At 40.9% G+C, this 17,575-nt stretch carries 19 protein-coding genes and 1 other RNA gene; 9 read left to right on the top strand and 11 right to left on the bottom strand.

The features are described from left to right. Positions 1–67: 67 nt before the first annotated feature. From DYC50_RS06985 to DYC50_RS06975, 3 genes are all read right to left on the bottom strand, one after another. Positions 68–643, bottom strand: a complete 576-nt coding sequence (locus tag DYC50_RS06985; protein WP_115249572.1) for a 5-formyltetrahydrofolate cyclo-ligase — start codon at positions 641–643, stop codon at positions 68–70. A gap of 15 nt (positions 644–658) precedes the next feature. Continuing rightward, positions 659–854: non-coding RNA, 6S RNA (ssrS, locus tag DYC50_RS06980), on the bottom strand. A 95-nt stretch (positions 855–949) separates the two neighbouring features. After that, positions 950–1,258, bottom strand: coding sequence for a cell division protein ZapA (locus DYC50_RS06975; protein ID WP_115249571.1), 309 nt, complete (start codon positions 1,256–1,258; stop codon positions 950–952). Between the two features lie 198 nt (positions 1,259–1,456). Here DYC50_RS06975 and DYC50_RS06970 point away from each other — a divergent pair, with 198 nt between their 5' ends. The 4 genes from DYC50_RS06970 to DYC50_RS06955 are packed head-to-tail and all read left to right on the top strand — an operon-like array spanning position 1,457 to position 5,732. Further along, entirely contained in the window at positions 1,457–2,002 is a 546-nt protein-coding gene (locus DYC50_RS06970) for a YecA/YgfB family protein (RefSeq protein ID WP_172459098.1), read from the top strand. A gap of 12 nt (positions 2,003–2,014) precedes the next feature. Then, entirely contained in the window at positions 2,015–3,328 is a 1,314-nt protein-coding gene (gene pepP, locus DYC50_RS06965; protein WP_115249569.1) for a Xaa-Pro aminopeptidase, read from the top strand. 26 nt (positions 3,329–3,354) lie between these two features. Next, positions 3,355–4,563, top strand: coding sequence for a 2-octaprenyl-6-methoxyphenyl hydroxylase (gene ubiH, locus DYC50_RS06960; protein ID WP_115249568.1), 1,209 nt, complete (start codon positions 3,355–3,357; stop codon positions 4,561–4,563). After that, entirely contained in the window at positions 4,563–5,732 is a 1,170-nt protein-coding gene (locus DYC50_RS06955) for an FAD-dependent monooxygenase (RefSeq protein ID WP_115249567.1), read from the top strand. The genes ubiH and DYC50_RS06955 overlap by 1 nt, the downstream gene beginning before the upstream one ends. Before the next feature lie 86 nt (positions 5,733–5,818). On the opposite strand, the gene DYC50_RS06950 is transcribed toward DYC50_RS06955, so the two are convergent. The 3 genes from DYC50_RS06950 to DYC50_RS10655 all read right to left on the bottom strand — a co-directional run bounded on the left by DYC50_RS06950 (position 5,819) and on the right by DYC50_RS10655 (position 7,032). Further along, complete coding sequence (locus DYC50_RS06950; RefSeq protein ID WP_147284855.1) at positions 5,819–6,373, bottom strand: DUF8095 domain-containing protein; 555 nt, start codon at positions 6,371–6,373, stop codon at positions 5,819–5,821. Positions 6,374–6,389: 16 nt separating this feature from the next. After that, positions 6,390–6,785 carry an SMU1112c/YaeR family gloxylase I-like metalloprotein gene (gloA2, locus tag DYC50_RS06945; RefSeq protein WP_115249565.1) on the bottom strand — a complete coding sequence of 132 codons (396 nt, stop codon included), beginning with the start codon at positions 6,783–6,785 and terminating at the stop codon, positions 6,390–6,392. Positions 6,786–6,873: 88 nt separating this feature from the next. Then, complete coding sequence (locus tag DYC50_RS10655) at positions 6,874–7,032, bottom strand: hypothetical protein (protein ID WP_165779928.1); 159 nt, start codon at positions 7,030–7,032, stop codon at positions 6,874–6,876. A 130-nt stretch (positions 7,033–7,162) separates the two neighbouring features. On the opposite strand from DYC50_RS10655, the gene DYC50_RS06940 reads away from it, so the two are divergent. Next, complete coding sequence (locus tag DYC50_RS06940) at positions 7,163–7,930, top strand: fumarate/nitrate reduction transcriptional regulator Fnr (RefSeq protein ID WP_115249564.1); 768 nt, start codon at positions 7,163–7,165, stop codon at positions 7,928–7,930. A 117-nt stretch (positions 7,931–8,047) separates the two neighbouring features. Next, the gene (gene uspE, locus DYC50_RS06935) at positions 8,048–8,980 is read left to right on the top strand and encodes a universal stress protein UspE (RefSeq protein ID WP_115249563.1); all 933 of its coding nucleotides are present in this window, start codon (positions 8,048–8,050) and stop codon (positions 8,978–8,980) included. A gap of 76 nt (positions 8,981–9,056) precedes the next feature. On the opposite strand, the gene folC is transcribed toward uspE, so the two are convergent. The 3 genes from folC to truA form a co-directional block, all read right to left on the bottom strand. Continuing rightward, complete coding sequence (gene folC, locus DYC50_RS06930; protein WP_115249562.1) at positions 9,057–10,421, bottom strand: bifunctional tetrahydrofolate synthase/dihydrofolate synthase; 1,365 nt, start codon at positions 10,419–10,421, stop codon at positions 9,057–9,059. Then, the gene (gene accD / locus DYC50_RS06925) at positions 10,414–11,313 is read right to left on the bottom strand and encodes an acetyl-CoA carboxylase, carboxyltransferase subunit beta (RefSeq protein WP_103852883.1); all 900 of its coding nucleotides are present in this window, start codon (positions 11,311–11,313) and stop codon (positions 10,414–10,416) included. Before accD ends, folC begins: the two co-directional genes overlap by 8 nt. A 74-nt stretch (positions 11,314–11,387) precedes the next feature. Beyond that, positions 11,388–12,179 (bottom strand): tRNA pseudouridine(38-40) synthase TruA, encoded by a 792-nt coding sequence (gene truA / locus DYC50_RS06920; RefSeq protein WP_115249561.1) that lies wholly within the window; start codon positions 12,177–12,179, stop codon positions 11,388–11,390. A 110-nt stretch (positions 12,180–12,289) separates the two neighbouring features. Here truA and DYC50_RS06915 point away from each other — a divergent pair, with 110 nt between their 5' ends. Continuing rightward, a complete protein-coding gene (locus DYC50_RS06915) occupies positions 12,290–13,132 on the top strand; it encodes a patatin-like phospholipase family protein (protein ID WP_115249560.1) in 843 nt (280 codons plus the stop codon). 79 nt (positions 13,133–13,211) lie between these two features. Here DYC50_RS06915 and rplY read toward each other — a convergent pair whose 3' ends face one another. Both rplY and DYC50_RS06905 read right to left on the bottom strand, forming a co-directional pair. Then, positions 13,212–13,499 carry a 50S ribosomal protein L25 gene (rplY, locus tag DYC50_RS06910; RefSeq protein ID WP_115249559.1) on the bottom strand — a complete coding sequence of 96 codons (288 nt, stop codon included), beginning with the start codon at positions 13,497–13,499 and terminating at the stop codon, positions 13,212–13,214. 397 nt (positions 13,500–13,896) lie between these two features. Then, the gene (locus DYC50_RS06905; RefSeq protein ID WP_115249558.1) at positions 13,897–15,384 is read right to left on the bottom strand and encodes a carbon starvation CstA family protein; all 1,488 of its coding nucleotides are present in this window, start codon (positions 15,382–15,384) and stop codon (positions 13,897–13,899) included. A gap of 314 nt (positions 15,385–15,698) precedes the next feature. Here DYC50_RS06905 and DYC50_RS06900 point away from each other — a divergent pair, with 314 nt between their 5' ends. Further along, on the top strand, positions 15,699–16,550 hold the full coding sequence (locus tag DYC50_RS06900) for a co-chaperone YbbN (RefSeq protein WP_115250176.1): 852 nt from the start codon (positions 15,699–15,701) through the stop codon (positions 16,548–16,550). Positions 16,551–16,616: 66 nt separating this feature from the next. Beyond that, entirely contained in the window at positions 16,617–17,570 is a 954-nt protein-coding gene (trxB, locus tag DYC50_RS06895; RefSeq protein WP_115249557.1) for a thioredoxin-disulfide reductase, read from the top strand. Positions 17,571–17,575: the final 5 nt, after the last annotated feature.

The following is a 17,575-nucleotide window of genomic DNA, read 5'->3' as shown; positions in this document are numbered from 1 at the left end:
CCATAAGAGCCGCACTAAAAAGTGCGGTTCTTTTTTGTTAATTATTTGAGAATTTTAGGCTAAAGATTTAAGCCGAAAGAATGGTAAATAATGGAATATCCCAGCTTTCCACAGGTAATATATCAACTTGCTGGCATTGATGTGCCAAGCCTACGGGAATAAAATTTTTATTTTGCCAATTTTGCAAAGTACGATCATAAAAACCACCGCCCATTCCAAGGCGATTACCCACCTTATCAAAGGCCACTAAAGGGGTGAAAATAATATCTAACTTTTCCGCTGGCAGCACATTTCGCACATCTAACTGCGGTTCAAAAATCCCAAATTTATTTTTCACTAATGCAGTATTTTCTTGATAACGCAAAAATAACAAATGATGCGCTGAGAAAGGGTGCAACACAGGCAAATAAACCTCAATTTTTTTCTGCCATAATTGCTCAATAAGCTGTTGCGTTGAAATTTCCCCGTCAAAAGAAAGATATAAAGCAATTCGTTTGGCTTGTCTTTGCTCAATAAAATCAAGGGCTTGTTGAGTAATGCTGTGTTCTGCTTGGAAATGTTGTTGTGCACTTAAATTTTGCCGTAATTGGCGGATATGTTGGCGAATGGCTTTTCGTTGTTGAGAAATCAAACAATCACTCATAATGAATAGAGAAAAGAAGAACCCAAGATGCCGTTGCAGGTAGCAGTCCTTGAACCCGAAGGCTCAAGGGAATCAGTTATTATCGTTTTTAGGCTTCTTACATCAGGGCTTGCGCCAAGGTAAGCCTGCTCACCAACAAAAGGAAACCGATTCATAAGATTGTAATTATCGGCTCAGGGACATAACCCACTGACGAACATCTCAGGCAATTTTAAATTGGTTTTATACTACTCCAATTTCGCTAGCTTGACCAGTTTATTTTCTGATTCAGCCACACAAAATCACATTCTTTCGCCAATCTGGCAATCAATTATTCAATTTTTGAGCTAAAACCGTTTGTAATGAGCTGCCCAGCTGCTGAATTTGCGTACTCACGGCATTTTCAATCATCTGCGTTTTTTGTGCTTGCTGAATTAACTCATAGCTTAAATTTAATGCCACAATAGACAACACTTTATCTAATTGTAAAATGCCTGTCCGTTCTTTCATTTCAGAAACCCGTTGATCTAATGCGCGGGCTGCTTGACGCAGATCATCTTGTTGCTCCACTGGACAATTTAAACGTAAAATTTGTCCTAATACTGATAATTCAATGCTGTTATTTTGAGATGACATTACTTCCTCGCTTAATTAATTTAGCTCATAACAAATAAAGAGCGGCTATTTTTTCTGGCGTTTTTGCCAATCAAATTTCTGTTCTATTATGCCATAGCAAATATTTTTCGTCATAAAAATCCGCCTGATTGTGGTTAGCTTAATCTAACAGTGCTAAACTACACCTATCTTTAGCAAAAGGAAAAAATTATGTCTGATATTCTCTCTTATGACGAATTAGAACAAAAACTCCGTCAAGCCACCATTCCTGTTACCGCTGCCGAATTACACGGTTTTCTCACTGGTTTAATTTGTGGCGGCGCGAGTGAGCAAAAATGGCCGATTTTTATGAATGAATTTACCAATAATGGCGAAGCCTACCCTACGGCGTTGTTAAAAGAGGTTTCGGCGCTTTATCACGATATTCAGCACAGTTTAGAAGATATTGATAGCTTCAACTTTCAACTTTTCTTGCCCGAAAATGGCGATTTGTTTAACGAAATTGATGCTCTTTCAGAATGGACAAGCCACTTTTTGCTCGGATTAGGCTTAGTGCAAGCGAAAATGGATAAAGAAACGGGCGAAATTGGCGAAGCCTTAGATGATCTACAAAATATTGCTGTATTGGCTTATGAAGAAGATGACGATCCTGAAGAGCTGGCGGAATCCTTAGAACAAGTAGCGGAATATGTTCGCACCTTGGTGGCGGTGCTTTATGCCCATTATCGTCCTTACCAAGCCACGCAGAAAACCGTATTACATTAAGGAGAACTGAAGATGGATCTTGCTTATTTAGCCCAAATCCCTGCCGAAGAATTTGTGCAACGCCGTGAAAAATTGCTGGCGCAAATGGCGGAGAATTCCTTGGCGATTATTTTCTCAGCGCAGGAACAAGTGCGCAACAAAGACACTCACTATCCTTTCCGTCAAGACAGCTATTTTTGGTATTTAACGGGCTTTAATGAGCCTGATGCGATCTTAGTATTAGCCAAAAGCACGCAACAATCTCGCACAATATTGTTTTTACGCCCTTCTGATCCGCTAATGGAAACTTGGAACGGTCGCCGTCTGGGCGTGGAAAAAGCAGCCGCTAAATTAAACTTAGACGAAGCTTATTCTATTGAAGATTTTGTGCCACAATGGCAAAAAATCGGCCAAAATTTCACCGCACTTTACCATAACCCTGAGCCGCAGCCTTGGGGCAATACATTATTAGAGAAAAGTGCGGTGCAATTTTCGCAAGTTTTTGATTGGGCAACGATTTTAGATGAAATGCGTTTAATCAAATCCACCAATGAAATTGCGCTTTTACAACAAGCAGGACAAATCACCGCATTGGGGCATTTACGAGCAATGAAACAAACGCGCCCGAACCGCTTAGAATTTGAAATTGAAGGGGAATTGCTACACGAATTTAATCGCTTTGGCGCACGTTTTCCGTCCTTTAATTGCATTGTAGCAGGTGGCGAAAACGGTTGCATTCTACATTACAACGAAAACGATCAGCCTTTAAAAGACGGTGAATTGGTACTGGTGGACGCAGGCTGTGAATTTGCTTACTACGCTGGCGATATTACCCGTACTTATCCCGTTAATGGCAAATTCAGCCAAGCCCAACGTAAGATTTATGAAATCGTGCTAAATGCACAAAAACACGCCATAAAATCCTTGGTGGCTGGCAATAATATTCAGCAAGTGAATCAAGAAGTGATCCGTATTAAAGTGGAAGGTTTGGTACGCTTAGGCATTTTGCAAGGGGAAGTGGATCAGCTGCTCGCCGATGAAGCCTACAAAGCCTTTTATATGCACGGATTAGGCCATTGGCTTGGCATTGATGTTCACGATGTAGGGCGTTATAGCCTTGAGAAAGACAGCAAATTACGCGATCGTCCATTAGAAGTGGGAATGGTGCTGACGGTTGAACCCGGCTTGTATATTCCAGCCAATGCCGATGTGCCTGAGCAATATAAAGGCATTGGCGTGCGTATTGAAGATGATATTGTGATCACCGAATATGGCAACAAAGTGCTAACCAGCGCCGTGCCAAAAGAAATTGATGAAATCGAACAAGTGATGGGTCATAACGCGTAATGACAATGAAGTAAAACGGGGCAAACATGGAACAAATTGAGCATTATGATGTGATTATCCTGGGCGGCGCAATGGCAGGTTGCACCCTTGCTTTAGCGTTAAGCGCACAAACCCAAGGTAAAATGCGCATTGCGGTATTAGAAAAGCAAGCGCCACAACAACATCAGCAAAGCGGTTTTGATGCCCGTTGCATTGCCCTTTCAGCGGGTTCTTGCCAACAGCTTGCACAGCTCAATTTACCCAACCAACAATCATTATGGCAACAAATTTCGCCCCTAGCCTGCCCCATTGAGCATATTCACGTTTCTGATAAAGGTCATAGTGGTTTAGTCGAATTTCACGCTGATGAATTTCAGCTAAAACAACTGGGCGCGGTGGTCGCCTTACAGCCTGTGGGAGAAATCTTGCTGACTGCAATCAAGCAATACGCCAACATTGATTATTTTTCCCCAGTGGAGATTGAGCAAATCCAATTTGATCAAGTGCGGGTGAAAATTTCGCTAAAAAATCACCGCACTTTATCTTGTCAGCTGATTATCGGCGCAGACGGCACGCAATCTTTGGTGGCGAAATCTGCCAACATTGCGATCAACAAACTTCGTGATTATCAGCAAACCGCCATTATCACCAATATTCAAACGCAGCAACTACATCAGCGACGAGCCTTTGAGCGTTTCACTGCCCAAGGCCCATTGGCGCTTCTGCCAATGCAAGAGAATTTAATGTCATTGGTATGGTGCGTGAAATCGCCCGATGAGCTAATAGCATTGTCCGATGAAGAATTTCTCATTCATCTGCAACAACAATTCGGCTGGCGGCTTGGCAAGTTGCAACAATGCGGCAAGCGTTTTGCTTATCCTTTGGCGTTATATCAAGCCAGCCAGCATATTCATCACCGCACCGCGTTAATCGGTAATGCCGCACAAACCTTACACCCTATTGCAGGGCAAGGCTTTAATCTTGGTATGCGTGATGTGATTTGCTTAGCTAAATTGTTAAGCCAAGCCTTTATGCAAGGGCAAGATCTCGGCACTTATTCTTTATTAAGCCAATATGAAAAAGCACGTCAAGGGGATCAAAAAACGCTCATTAACTTAACCAACGGCTTGGTTTCTCTCTTTGCCAATGAATTATTACCGTTACAAATTGGGCGAAATCTGGGGCTAATGGCAATGGCGCAATCTCATTTACTCAAACAGCAATTTATCAAACCAGCATCAGGGTGGTTAGAATAGTGAAAAATTTTGATCTAATTATTATCGGTGGTGGAATGGTGGGGCTTGCGCTCGCTGCCAAATTAAAAAATACCGCAATGCGTATCGCCCTACTCGAACCTAATCCGCCGCGTTTTTCTTTAGCGAATATTGCTTATCGTGTTAGCGCGTTAAATCTTGCTAGCGAGCATTTATTGCAAGAACTCAACGTGTGGCAAACCATTCAAGCTGAACGTGCCACCGCCTACGATAAAATGCTAGTGTGGGAAAAAGACAGCTTTGCCAAAATTGAATTTGACACCAAAGGCTCAGGCATTCCGCACCTTGGGCATATTGTGGAAAACCAGATCATTCAACATAGCCTGTGGCAACGAGTGGCAACACAACAAAATGTGGAAATTTTCAATGCAACAGCGCAACATTTGGGCATTAACGAGAGTACCGCCATTCTCACCTTAACAGACGGGCAAATGTTAGCGGGGAAACTGGTTGTGGGCGCAGACGGCGCAAATTCTTGGTTACGTCAAAAAGCCAACATTCCATTGATTTTCCGTGATTATGGGCAATATGCCTTAGTGTGCAACGTGAAAACCGCGGAGCCACATCAACACTGCGCCAGACAAATTTTTGCTCCAGATAGCATTTTGGCGTTCTTGCCATTACATCAAGAAAATCTGTGTTCTATCGTGTGGTCGATTCCGCCAGAACAAGCCAAACAGTTGAGCTGCTGTGAACAAACAGAATTCAACAAACAACTGAGTATCGCCTTTGATAATCAGCTAGGATTATGTGAAGTGCAAAGCGAACGCCAAGCCATTCCGCTTACCGCGCGCTATGCACGCAACTTCGCTCAACCGCGTATCGCCCTAATTGGCGATGCCGCCCACACCATTCATCCACTGGCAGGACAAGGAGTAAATCTCGGACTGCAAGATGCCCTACTACTCGCGCAAGAAATCGAAAAACATTTTGCTCTGGGCTTAGACATCGGTGAATACCGCAACCTGCGTTATTACGAACGCACGCGCAAAGCCGAAGCGGTAAAAATGCTCATCGCAATGCAAGGCTTAAAAGATCTCTTCGCTGGCAACAACCCACTGAAAAAACTCGCCCGCGGCATCGGCCTTAGCGCCACCAATCAATTCAGTTTGTTGAAAGAACAGCTTATTCGACAGGGATTAGGGATTTAATTTTACTTAAATCACATAAAATTGATAAAAAAATACCGCACTTTACTTTATAACCGATATAAAAAAGTGCGGTATTTTCTGAACGATTATCGACAAATCGTTCTCTTTAACATTTCTGAACTTTTTTCAATATTTTCAGTGGCGATTTGTTTACCATATTTATTTTCTTCATCTTGCACTTGACGCGCAATTTTCTCATCTTGAATATTAAATACTGGTGCATATTGCACATTTTTTGGTGCGTTTTTAGAATAAATGGTCGCACCAGCAATACTTGCATAATATTCATTATTGGCTTGATCGATATAATAAGTACGGGAATCGGTCATATCCACACCATAATGGGATTTAAACCCGCGACAAATTCCTGCTCCCGATTTAAATACCGTATGCGCCACACGATTTTCACTCACCTCATACACTTCAAATTCAATACTTTTTGCCAGCTTTTCTGCATCACTCATTTTTTTCGGGTTTAGCTGTTCTGCTTGTCCGCTGACATAGGTTTTACTTTCGGGATCACTTTCAGAAAAACGAAAAACTTCTACATAACCTGAAGGCTCAGCCATCTCTTCAACTGCCATAGCAATATGGCTAAAAAAGCTCATCAAGATCGCCGTTGCTACATTTAACTTTTTCATTTTTATACCAAAGATTTTATTCAATTTCATAAAGCTCTAAAGGCAAACCATCAGGATCTTGAAAAAAGGTAAATTGCTTACCCGTTAACTCATCAACTCTGATGGGCTCACAATAAATATTATGATCGGCTAAATAGGCCACAACCTGATTAATATTTTTTACTTTGAACGCCAAATGACGTAAACCACAGGCCTCTGGTCTTGTTGCTCTGGCTGGCGGATTTGGAAAGGAAAACAGCTCAATTTGACTGCCATCGGGCAAGGCAAGATCCAACTTATAACTTTCTCGCTCCGCCCGATAGGTTTCTTGAATAACCTTTGCCTGCAAAATCTGTGTGTAAAAATGTTTAGATTTCGCATAATCTGACGCAATAATTGCAATATGATGAAAACCTAAAAATAATGAATTCATTTTTCCTCCACGCAAAAACTTGCTTACTATATCATTTTTTCAATCAAAAAGGGAATATAAACCAAAATAACAATTATTTTACAACTAACTACTCGCTGGCTTTTTCTTTGTCTGAAATTTGCTGATTTTCCACCGCACTTTGGATTTTTTCATAATGGCAAGTGCGGTAGAAAAATGCGGAAAGTAGTACGCAGAGCATTAAAATAATTTGGATTAAACGTTTTTTGGTCAGCTTTTCGGTGGCCATTTTTCTTCCTTACAATTCTTTGATGATTAAAAACTTCTTAATTTTACCATTTAATGGTATCATTTCTTGCGTTAGATCAATTTTATATGATTTTTTTCTGCTTTACCTAATTATTTGAGGATGAAATAAAATGCTATCAACTGAGTCAAGAACGACACGCCGTGGTCAGCCGACTGGTTGCACAATCCATTGTCAAGATTGTAGTATCAGCCAGCTTTGTATTCCTTTTACCTTAAATCAACAAGAATTAGACCAGCTTGATAACATCATCGAGAGAAAAAAACCGATCCAAAAATCGCAAATTCTGTTTAAGGCGGGCGATCCATTAAATTCTCTCTACGCTATTCGTTCTGGAACGATCAAATCCTATACCATTAGTGAATCAGGTGAAGAGCAGATTACCTCTTTCCATTTGCCTGGGGATTTAGTGGGCTTTGATGCGATTACCAATATGCAACACCCAAGCTTTGCGCAAGCGTTAGAAACTGCGATGGTGTGCGAAATTCCGTTTGATATTTTAGATGATTTATCAGGTAAAATGCCTAAATTACGTCAACAAATTATGCGTTTGATGAGCAGTGAAATTAAAAGCGATCAAGAAATGATCCTTTTGCTTTCCAAAATGAACGCAGAAGAACGTTTAGCCGCCTTTTTACATAATTTATCAGCTCGCTATTCGGCTCGTGGTTTTTCAGCGAAAGAATTTCGTTTAACGATGACCCGTGGCGATATTGGTAATTATTTGGGCTTAACGGTTGAAACTATTAGTCGTTTATTAGGACGCTTTCAAAAAACAGGAATGCTAACAGTGCAAGGAAAATATATCACCATCAATGATATGGCTGAATTATCTACCCTTGCGGGAACCACGAAAACCCGTATTCAAATGGTTGAATAGTCTATTTTTTGGGGGAATTTTCCCCCATTCCTTTTTCTTTTCCTTCAGTTTACCTTGTCATTTTGCTTAATATTCTCTATGCTTATAGCAGTTTAACTATTGCTATGGAGGCATATAATGAAGTTCAACAATATTCTTGTGGTGCTAAATCCAGATAATCAAAAACAATATGCGCTGGCGCGTGCGGTGCGTTTGGTGAATGAGCAAAAAAGTGAAAATAAAGTAAAAATTACCACTTTTATGTCGGTTTATGATTTATCCTACGATATGTCCGCGTTGCTCTCTGCGGAAGAACGAGAAAATATGCACCAAGGCGTGATTTCACAACATCAAAAGCTGATTCAGCCTTATTTTGAGAAATATGCTGACCCGAATATTGAATTTGAATCTATCGTTGTTTGGGATAATAATGAAGCGGAAGCCATTAGTGCTGAAGTAGAAAAAAACCATTACGATCTAGTGGTGAAATATACACAAAATCAAGAAGAAAGTTTAACTTCTCTCATTTTTACGCCAATGGATTGGCAACTATTACGTAAATGCCCCGTCCCAATAATGATTGTTAAAGATGGGGATTGGAAGCATCAAAGACGCATTCTTATCGCAGTTAATGTTTCTGATAATGAAGAATATCATCAATCCTTTAACGATGAATTGGTAAGTCTAGGCATTGACTTAGCCGACGTGTTAGAAAGAGGTAATGTACATTTAGTCAGCGCCTATCCTCCCCCACCTATTAATATGGCATTAGATCTGCCAGAATTTAGTAATACGGATTATGGCAATAGCATTCGTGGACAATACCTAATTAATATGAAAGCCTTACGCCAAAAATTTGGCATTGATGAGGATCATACCCACGTTTTGGAAGGATTCCCTGAAGAAGTCATTCCAAAAGTTGCAGAACAATTAGGGGCAGAGACCGTTGTACTAGGAACAGTAGGAAGAACAGGACTCTCAGCAGCATTTTTAGGAAATACTGCTGAACATGTTATTAGCAAATTAAATTGTAATTTATTAGCCATTAAACCAAGCCAAAATAAAGATTAATTTTTTCTGAAATAAATCTAAAACAAACGGCATTAAACTGAAATTTAATGCCTTTTTTCTAATTCTAAACTTATCTCTAAGCTTTATCTAGCAATTCCAACAACTGCCCTACGGTATAAAACGAACCAAAAACTAGTAGCACATCATTTTCTTGCGAATTTTGCACCGCACTTTGTAGCGCTTGCTCCATTGAAGAAGATGAGCTTGCTTCCAGCATTTTGTTTTGTGATAACGCCAGCGCTTGAAGTTCGGCTAACAATTCTTCGCCACGTTGTCCACGATAGCCAGACAAACTAATACAATGCCATTCATCAATCACATCAAGCAGTGGAGAAAGCACGCCTTGGGTATCTTTATCTTTTAAAATACCACAAACTGCCAGAATACGTTGTGTCGGTTGTTTAAGTGCGGTGAGTTTTTCTGCCAAATATTTTGCGGCGTGTGGATTATGCCCTACATCAATAATCACTTTCGGTAAGGCTTTTTCGTTACAATGTAACAGTTCACTTAAACGCTGTTGCTGTGCGCTATCCAGCAGTTGGAAACGTCCTGTAAGCTGGACATTTTGCAACGCTTCACGAATATGTTGTTCTGTAATGTTAAACGGCAAATAAGGCAACACCGCTAAAGCGGTGGCAGCATTCGCTAGCGGAATATGTGGAAAAGGCAGATTTTCCAACCGCACTTTTTTGCTTTCATTTTTGCCATTCTGACTGTGTTCGCTTTGCCATTGCCAGCTTTGAGCGGTTTGGCTGAATGTCCACTCTACTCCACGGCGACTAAGCTGACAATGCAGCTTTTGCGCGTGTTCCAGCATTGTATTCGGCACATCAGGCTCACCAATAATGGCTGGTTTATTCGCTCGAAAAATCCCTGCTTTCTCAAAGGCAATTTGCTCACGGGTATCACCAAGAAAATCCGTGTGATCAATATCAATGCTGGTAATCACCGTAATATCGCTATCCACAATATTGGTGGCATCTAAGCGTCCGCCTAGCCCCACTTCCAAAATCACCACATCAAGCTTAGCCTGTTTAAACAAATACAACGCCGATAAAGTGCTGTATTCAAAATAGGTCAAAGATTGGGTTTTATTTTGCTCAATAAAGGCAAAAGAGGCACTATGTTGCTCATCGGGCAATTCTTGATTTTGAATGCAAACACGTTCGTTATAGCGAATTAAATGGGGGGAAGAATACACGCCCACGCGATACCCCGCATTGAGCAAGATCTGTTCCAACAAACGACAGGTTGTGCCTTTGCCATTTGTCCCACCAACGGTAATCACAAAAGGCGCGGGCTTGAGCAAATCAAGCTGTTCTGCCACCGATTTAATGCGCTCAAGACCTAAATCGATGGCTTTAAAATGGTTTTGTTCCAAATAAGAAAGCCACTGCGACAAAGGCGAAGTGGCTGTTAAAGAAGATTTAAAATTACTCATTCTCAGGGAGATTTTCTACTAATTCAGCTTGCACAAAAGGAGAAGGCTTATTAGAAAGTTTACTTAACAAGCTCGCAAGGGTTTCACGCATATCACCACGTTTTACGATCATATCAATCGCCCCTTTTTCTAATAAGAACTCACTACGTTGGAAACCTTCTGGCAGTTTTTCGCGTACGGTTTGCTCAATCACGCGTGGGCCAGCAAAGCCAATTAAGGCTTTAGGTTCAGCAATATTAATATCGCCAAGCATAGCAAAACTTGCCGAAACCCCACCAAGGGTTGGATCCGTTAGCACAGAAATAAAGGGTACGCCTTTTTCACGCATTCTTGCCAAGACTGCACTGGTTTTTGCCATTTGCATTAACGAAATCAATGCTTCTTGCATACGCGCACCACCACTGGCTGAAAAACAGACAAAAGGACAATTGTCTTCAATGGCTTTTTCCGCTGCTTTAACAAATTTAGCCCCGACTACAGCGCCCATTGAACCGCCCATAAAACTAAAGTTAGACGCCGCAGCAACCACAGGCATACCATATAACGTACCTGCCATTGCGATTAACGCATCTTTTTCGCCCGTTTCTTTTTGTGCTGCGGTTAAACGATCTTTATATTTTTTTAAGTCTTTGAATTTTAAGATGTCTTTTGGCTCAAGATCTGCAGCAATTTCTACCGCACTTTCTTTATCTAATAAAGCCAATAAACGGGTGCGCGCATCAATACGCATATGGTGTCCGCATTTTGGACAAACTTCTAAATTACGCGTTAATTCATCACGATATAATACTTGTCCGCAAGAGGTACATTTTGTCCAAACGCCTTCTGGCACGTTGGCCTTGCGTGTGTTTGATGCCGTATTCTTACTAAAAATTCGATCAATCCAGCTCATTTTAACCCTTTCTTATTCATAAAAAATTCTGCTTATTACACCATAATTTGCACTAAGATTCTAGCTTTTAAACGCTATAACTGATCGGACAAATAAAGTGGCCCAAGCGCATTTTGCGGAATGGCAAATTGTTCAGGATAATGCACTTGCACTAAATAAAGCCCTTCTGGTTTGGCAGTGGGCGCGGCCAACTTACGATCTTTTTGCGCAAGCAGCCAGCTTATCCACTCCACAGGCTGACGCCCTGCCCCCACTTCCATTAAGCTGCCTACAATATTTCGCACCATATGATGCACAAAGGCATTGGCTTGAATATCCACAATAATGTATTTTCCTTGTCTAATCACGTTCAAATGATGCACATTTCGCCACGGTGTATTGGACTGACATTGTGCCGCACGGAAAGAAGAAAAATCATTTTCCCCCAACAACGCCTGCCCTGCTTGGTGCATTAATGTGTGATCCAACGGCTGATGATAATGGGTAACCCCTTCTGGCAAAATCGCCGAACGCAATTTATTGTTATAAATTACATAGCGGTAACGGCGAGCCGTAGCGCTAAAACGCGCGTGAAAATCCTCATCAACCTGCTTTGCCCAAGATACTGCAATATCATCGGGCAAATTGGCGTTCACCCCAAAACTCCACGCACTTTCTGCGCGAATGGCATTAGTTTCAAAATGCACCACCTGCCCTGTTGCGTGTACGCCAGAATCCGTCCGCCCCGCACAGAAAATTTGACAGTATTCATTCGCCACAAAAGAAATGGCTTTTTCCAAGCGCTCTTGCACGCTGGCAACACTCTCCTGCCGTTGCCAGCCAAAATAATTCTTGCCGTTATATTCAATACCTAGGGCAATTTTCATTTTTCTATCCTAATTTCATCTAATGGGCTGGCATTATAAAGTAAATTTATTGCTTGATGAACCCTAACCAAGTGTTATCATCTAGCCTTTGAATTTCAAAAGGTGTGATGATGAAAGTTGGATTAGTGTTAGAAGGTGGCGCAATGCGCGGAATGTTCACCGCTGGCGTGCTTGATGTATTTCTTAAAGAAAATGTGCATATTGACGGCATTGTAAGCGTATCGGCTGGCGCGTTATTTGGTGTGAATTATCCTTCTAAACAAGCGGGGCGTGTTATTCGTTATAACCTAAAATACTTGAATGATAAGCGCTATCTTGGCTTTACGAGCCTATTTACCACAGGCAATATTGTGAATAAGGATTTCGCTTTTTATCAAGTGCCGTTCACCCTTGATCCCTTTGATAACGAAGCGTTCAAACAAGCCAATACCGATTTCTACGCCACGCTCACCAATATTGAAACGGGGCAAGCAGAATATGTAAAAATCACCGATCCTTTTGCACAAATGGAAACCTTACGCGCCACTTCCGCAATGCCTTTTGTTTCGCAATATGTTGAAATTAATGGTAACAAATATTTAGATGGCGGAATTGCCGACAGTATTCCATTGGATTTTTGTCAAAACTTAGGTTACGAAAAAATTATCGTAATTTTGACCCGCACTTTAGATTATCGCAAAAAACCGTCAGCAAAATGGCTGATTAATTGGTTCTACCGAAAATATCCACGTCTTGCCGAAAAGCTTATTCAACGAGCGGAAGACTATAATCAACAAATCGAGAAAATTATTAAGCTAGAACAGGAAGGAAAAATTTTCGTCATTCGTCCACCGCAAGATCTGCATATCAAACGTATTGAAAAAGATCCGCGAAAAATTCAGGCGATGTATGAATTAGGGATAAATGAAGCAGAAAAACAAATGGATAGTCTTAGACGTTATCTTGAAAAATAATTTTGCCTAGATAATAGATGACAAAAGGCTCTTTGCATAACAAAGAGCCTTTGCGTTCAGATTCGTTTAAATTAAAAGATTATGCTCTTTTAAAGTCAATGTGAACTAATTTTGGTTTGAATGGGTGGCGTTGCATTGCTTGTACTTTCACAGCCACTTCTTTACCATCAATCACTAAAGTGATCACGTCTGAATAGAAAGAATCGTGTACTTGAGCGTTGTTTACTTCATCGTGGTTTAAGATGATTGAAACTGGTGCTTCATTCCCACCATAAACGATTGCAGGAATTTGACCATTATGACGCAGGCGGCGGCTCGCACCCTTACCTTGCGCTGTACGCACTTCAGCGTTAAATTTGAATGACATAATTGTATTCTCTTTAATAAAAAGTTAATCGAAAAAATCGCAGGCGACCCAGCGATTTCACAAAATCAAGCTCAAAGAATCTTTGAGACGGCGGATTATAATCAATCCTTGCGTTTAAATCAAATAGAATTGTGCTAATACCGTTGATTTATATCGATTTAATTTTTCTTACAAAAAATCTAAAATATTTTTGAACTATCTGTTCTAACGCTAGTCTTAGTAAATGCTAGTGCACTGCAAATTGCAGTTGTCTTTTTTAAATAGTTTCTTATTTAAGACCTCTCCGCCACCTAGATTTAGTGTGGCGGTTTTTTTATGTCTAAAATCCAAAAAATAGGCATAAAAAAACCGCACTTTATCGTTAAGACAAAGTGCGGATAAGTTTCAGCTAATTTTCTTAGCTTTTCACTGTTTCAGAATCTGGATCACCGTTGGCAATTGGTTTTAGCAAGGTGAAGAAGCAAATCACTGCCACTACAGTTAAACCTGTACCTACCCAAACAGACACATCGTAGCTTAAGCCTAAACCGATTTTTGCGTAAGCAAGGAAAGTCGCAGATACCATTGTCATAAAGATTGCTGGAATCGTGCAGATCCAGTGGAATTTATGATAGCGATATAAATACGCGGCAGCAGTCCATAACATTACCATTGCAGTCGTTTGGTTCGCCCAACCGAAGTAACGCCAAATCACTTGGAAATCAAGTTTAGAAATAATGAAACCTAACACGAATAGTGGAATAGCAATAATTAAACGTTTGATTAAGTTACGTTGGTCAATTTTGAAAAACTCTGCGATGATCAAACGTGCTGCACGGAATGATGTATCCCCAGAAGTAATTGGTAAGATCACCACACCAAGCACAGCCAGAATACCACCGAAATAGCCAAGCATATGGGTTGCAGAATCATACACCACTTTTGACGGTGTGCCTGCTGTGATCGCCTCGTTCATTAATGCTGGGCTATCGTAGAAAGTTAAACCTACCATACACCAAATTAAGGCAATTACCCCTTCACCAATCATTGCGCCATAGAAAATAAAACGTCCTTCTGTTTCATTTTTCATACAACGTGCCATCAGTGGCGATTGTGTTGCGTGGAAACCTGAAACCGCACCACAAGCGATGGTCACGAAAATTAATGGCCAAATTGGTAAACCTTTTGGATTCATATTTTCGAAGAATTTCGAGAAGCTCATTTCACCTACGGTGTGGAATAAGGCTTTATCTTCAAATAATAAAGCAAATAACATACCGAACGACATAAATAGCAATAGCGCACCAAAGATTGGATAAATGCGACCAATAATTTTATCTACTGGTACTAAGGTTGCCACAATGTAGTAAGCAAAGATAATAGCAGTCCAAACAACCAAAGTGCTTTTGCTTTCTAAATTGAACGCATCACCTAAATTATCTACGGTTAAGTTAGTTAATAAGCTCGCAGGTGAAATAACGAACACCACCCCAACAAGAATCAATAACACAAGAGCAAGGGCATTCATAAAGTGCTTCACTGGCGCACCTAAATATTTACCCGCAAGGTTAGGCACAGATTGACCGCCATTGCGCACACTCAACATTCCACAGAAATAATCGTGTACCGCTCCGGCGAAAATGCAACCAAACACAATCCACAACATTGCAACTGGGCCATATAACGCCCCAAGGATTGGGCCGAAAATCGGGCCTGTTCCTGCAATATTTAATAATTGGATAAGCCAAATTTTTCTTTTTGACATTGGTACATAATCCACCCCATCTGCCATTGTGTTAGCTGGCGTTGCACGATTTGGATTAATTTTAAAAACCCGTTCCACAACGGAACCATAAAAGAAGTAACCAAGCAAAAGCAAGGCTACACAGGAAAGAAACCATAACATAAGAGAACCTCATAAATTAATGATGGAAAAATCCGCACGCAAGTTTAACAAGAGTAAAAATACTGTAAATATATTGTTGCAATTTATGTGATCTTACGCACAATTTTTGTTCACCTTTACTTTGCTTTTACATTTATTGTGCGTTTAATGCGCAAAGCTTGCTCTCTGGCTTTTCAAATTCTAACAGCACTAACCCACTTGCTACTTATTATTAAGATCAATTAAACAAGAAAAGTTTTACAAAAACCACCGCACTTTTGTTACAATCGATGGCAATTTTTGTAACTCAAATTAGCGTGAAACGTGGAGTGAAAATGTCAGCTTATCTTATTGATGTTACCGAACAAAATCTCACCGAGATCTTGCAACAAACCCAACAAAAACCTGTTGCGCTTGTGTTTTATGCGCCAAGCCACGGGGAATCTAATGCGTTTTTGAGCGTGCTAGAACGCTATGCGGAAAAATACCAAGGGCAATTTTTATTAGGCAAAATTAACTGTGAAACCGAACAAATGGTCGCGACGCAGTTTCGTATTCAAGCCTTGCCAACCACCTATTTATTTAAAGATGGGCAAGCCCTTGATGCATTCCAAGGGGCATTAGATGACGCCACCCTTGAACAACATTTAAGCCTGATCTTGCCAAAAGAAGAAGAGATTAAATTTACCCAAGCATTAGATTTTCTAGCGAATGAAAACTATGAGCAAGCCTTGCCACTGCTAAAAGACGCGTGGGAGCTTTCCGATCACAAAAACAGCGATATTGCCCTGCTTTATGCAGAAACCTATATTGCAATGAAACGCGTTGAACCAGCGCAGGAAATTTTAAACCGCATTCCATTGCAAGATCGCGATAGCCGTTGGCAAGGATTGCAAGCGCAAATTGAATTATTAATTAAAGCCGCAGACACGCCAGAAATTCAGCAATTACAAGCCGAATACGCTAATAATCCAAGCCCTGAAGTGGCCTTAAAACTGGCGTTACAGCTACATCAAGCGCACCGCAATGAAGAAGCCTTGGAATTATTATTCGGCTTATTAAAGCAAGATTTAGGCGTGCTGAATGGTGAAGTGAAACAAGAGTTTTTATCTATTCTGGCTGCTATTGGCAATAACGATCCGATTACCAATAAATACCGCCGATTGCTTTATTCACTACTCTATTAATGAATTTAACGGCGTAAGGCTCTATAATAGCGAAGATTTTTTACGATTTATAAACTAGGAATTTTTATGTCAGAAATGAAACATTGCAAACTGTTAATTTTAGGTTCAGGCCCTGCGGGTTACACCGCGGCTATTTATGCGGCGCGTGCTAATTTAAGCCCTGTATTAGTGACAGGTTTACAACAAGGCGGACAGCTCACTACCACCACAGAAATCGAAAACTGGCCGGGGGATTTTGCTGATACCACAGGCCCTGAGTTAATGCAAAGAATGTTGCAACACGCGGAGAAATTCGATACAGAGATTATTTTCGATCACATTAACCGTGTAGATCTTTCTTCTCGTCCATTCAAACTTTATGGTGATGTACAAAGTTTTAGCTGCGATGCGTTAATTATTGCCACAGGTGCATCTGCACGCTACATCGGATTGCCATCTGAAGAAGCTTTCAAAGGCCGTGGCGTTTCTGCTTGCGCTACTTGTGATGGCTTTTTCTATCGCAATAAACCTGTTGCGGTGATTGGCGGTGGAAACACCGCAGTGGAAGAAGCCCTTTACCTAGCCAATATTGCTTCTGAAGTGCATTTAGTGCATCGCCGTGATAGCTTCCGCGCAGAAAAAATCTTAGTGGATCGTCTATACAAAAAAGTGGAAGAAGGAAAAATTATCCTACATACCCACCGCACTTTAGATGAAGTGTTAGGCGACAATATGGGCGTAACAGGCATTCGTTTAAAAAACACCCAAACAGGTGAAACGGAAGAACTCAAATTAGATGGAATGTTCGTGGCAATCGGCCACGCGCCAAATACAGAGATTTTCGCGGGTCAGCTTGAACTCAATAATGGCTACATCGTGGTGAAATCAGGTTTAGAGGGCAACGCCACCGCCACATCAGTAGAGGGCGTCTTTGCCGCAGGTGATGTAATGGATCACAACTATCGCCAAGCCATTACCTCTGCTGGCACAGGTTGTATGGCAGCCTTAGATGCAGAACGCTTCTTAGATAGCCAAGAATAAACCTA

Source organism: Avibacterium avium (assembly GCF_900454535.1).
Classification (GTDB): domain Bacteria; phylum Pseudomonadota; class Gammaproteobacteria; order Enterobacterales; family Pasteurellaceae; genus Avibacterium; species Avibacterium avium.
This window is presented reverse-complemented; position numbering and strand designations above follow the sequence as displayed.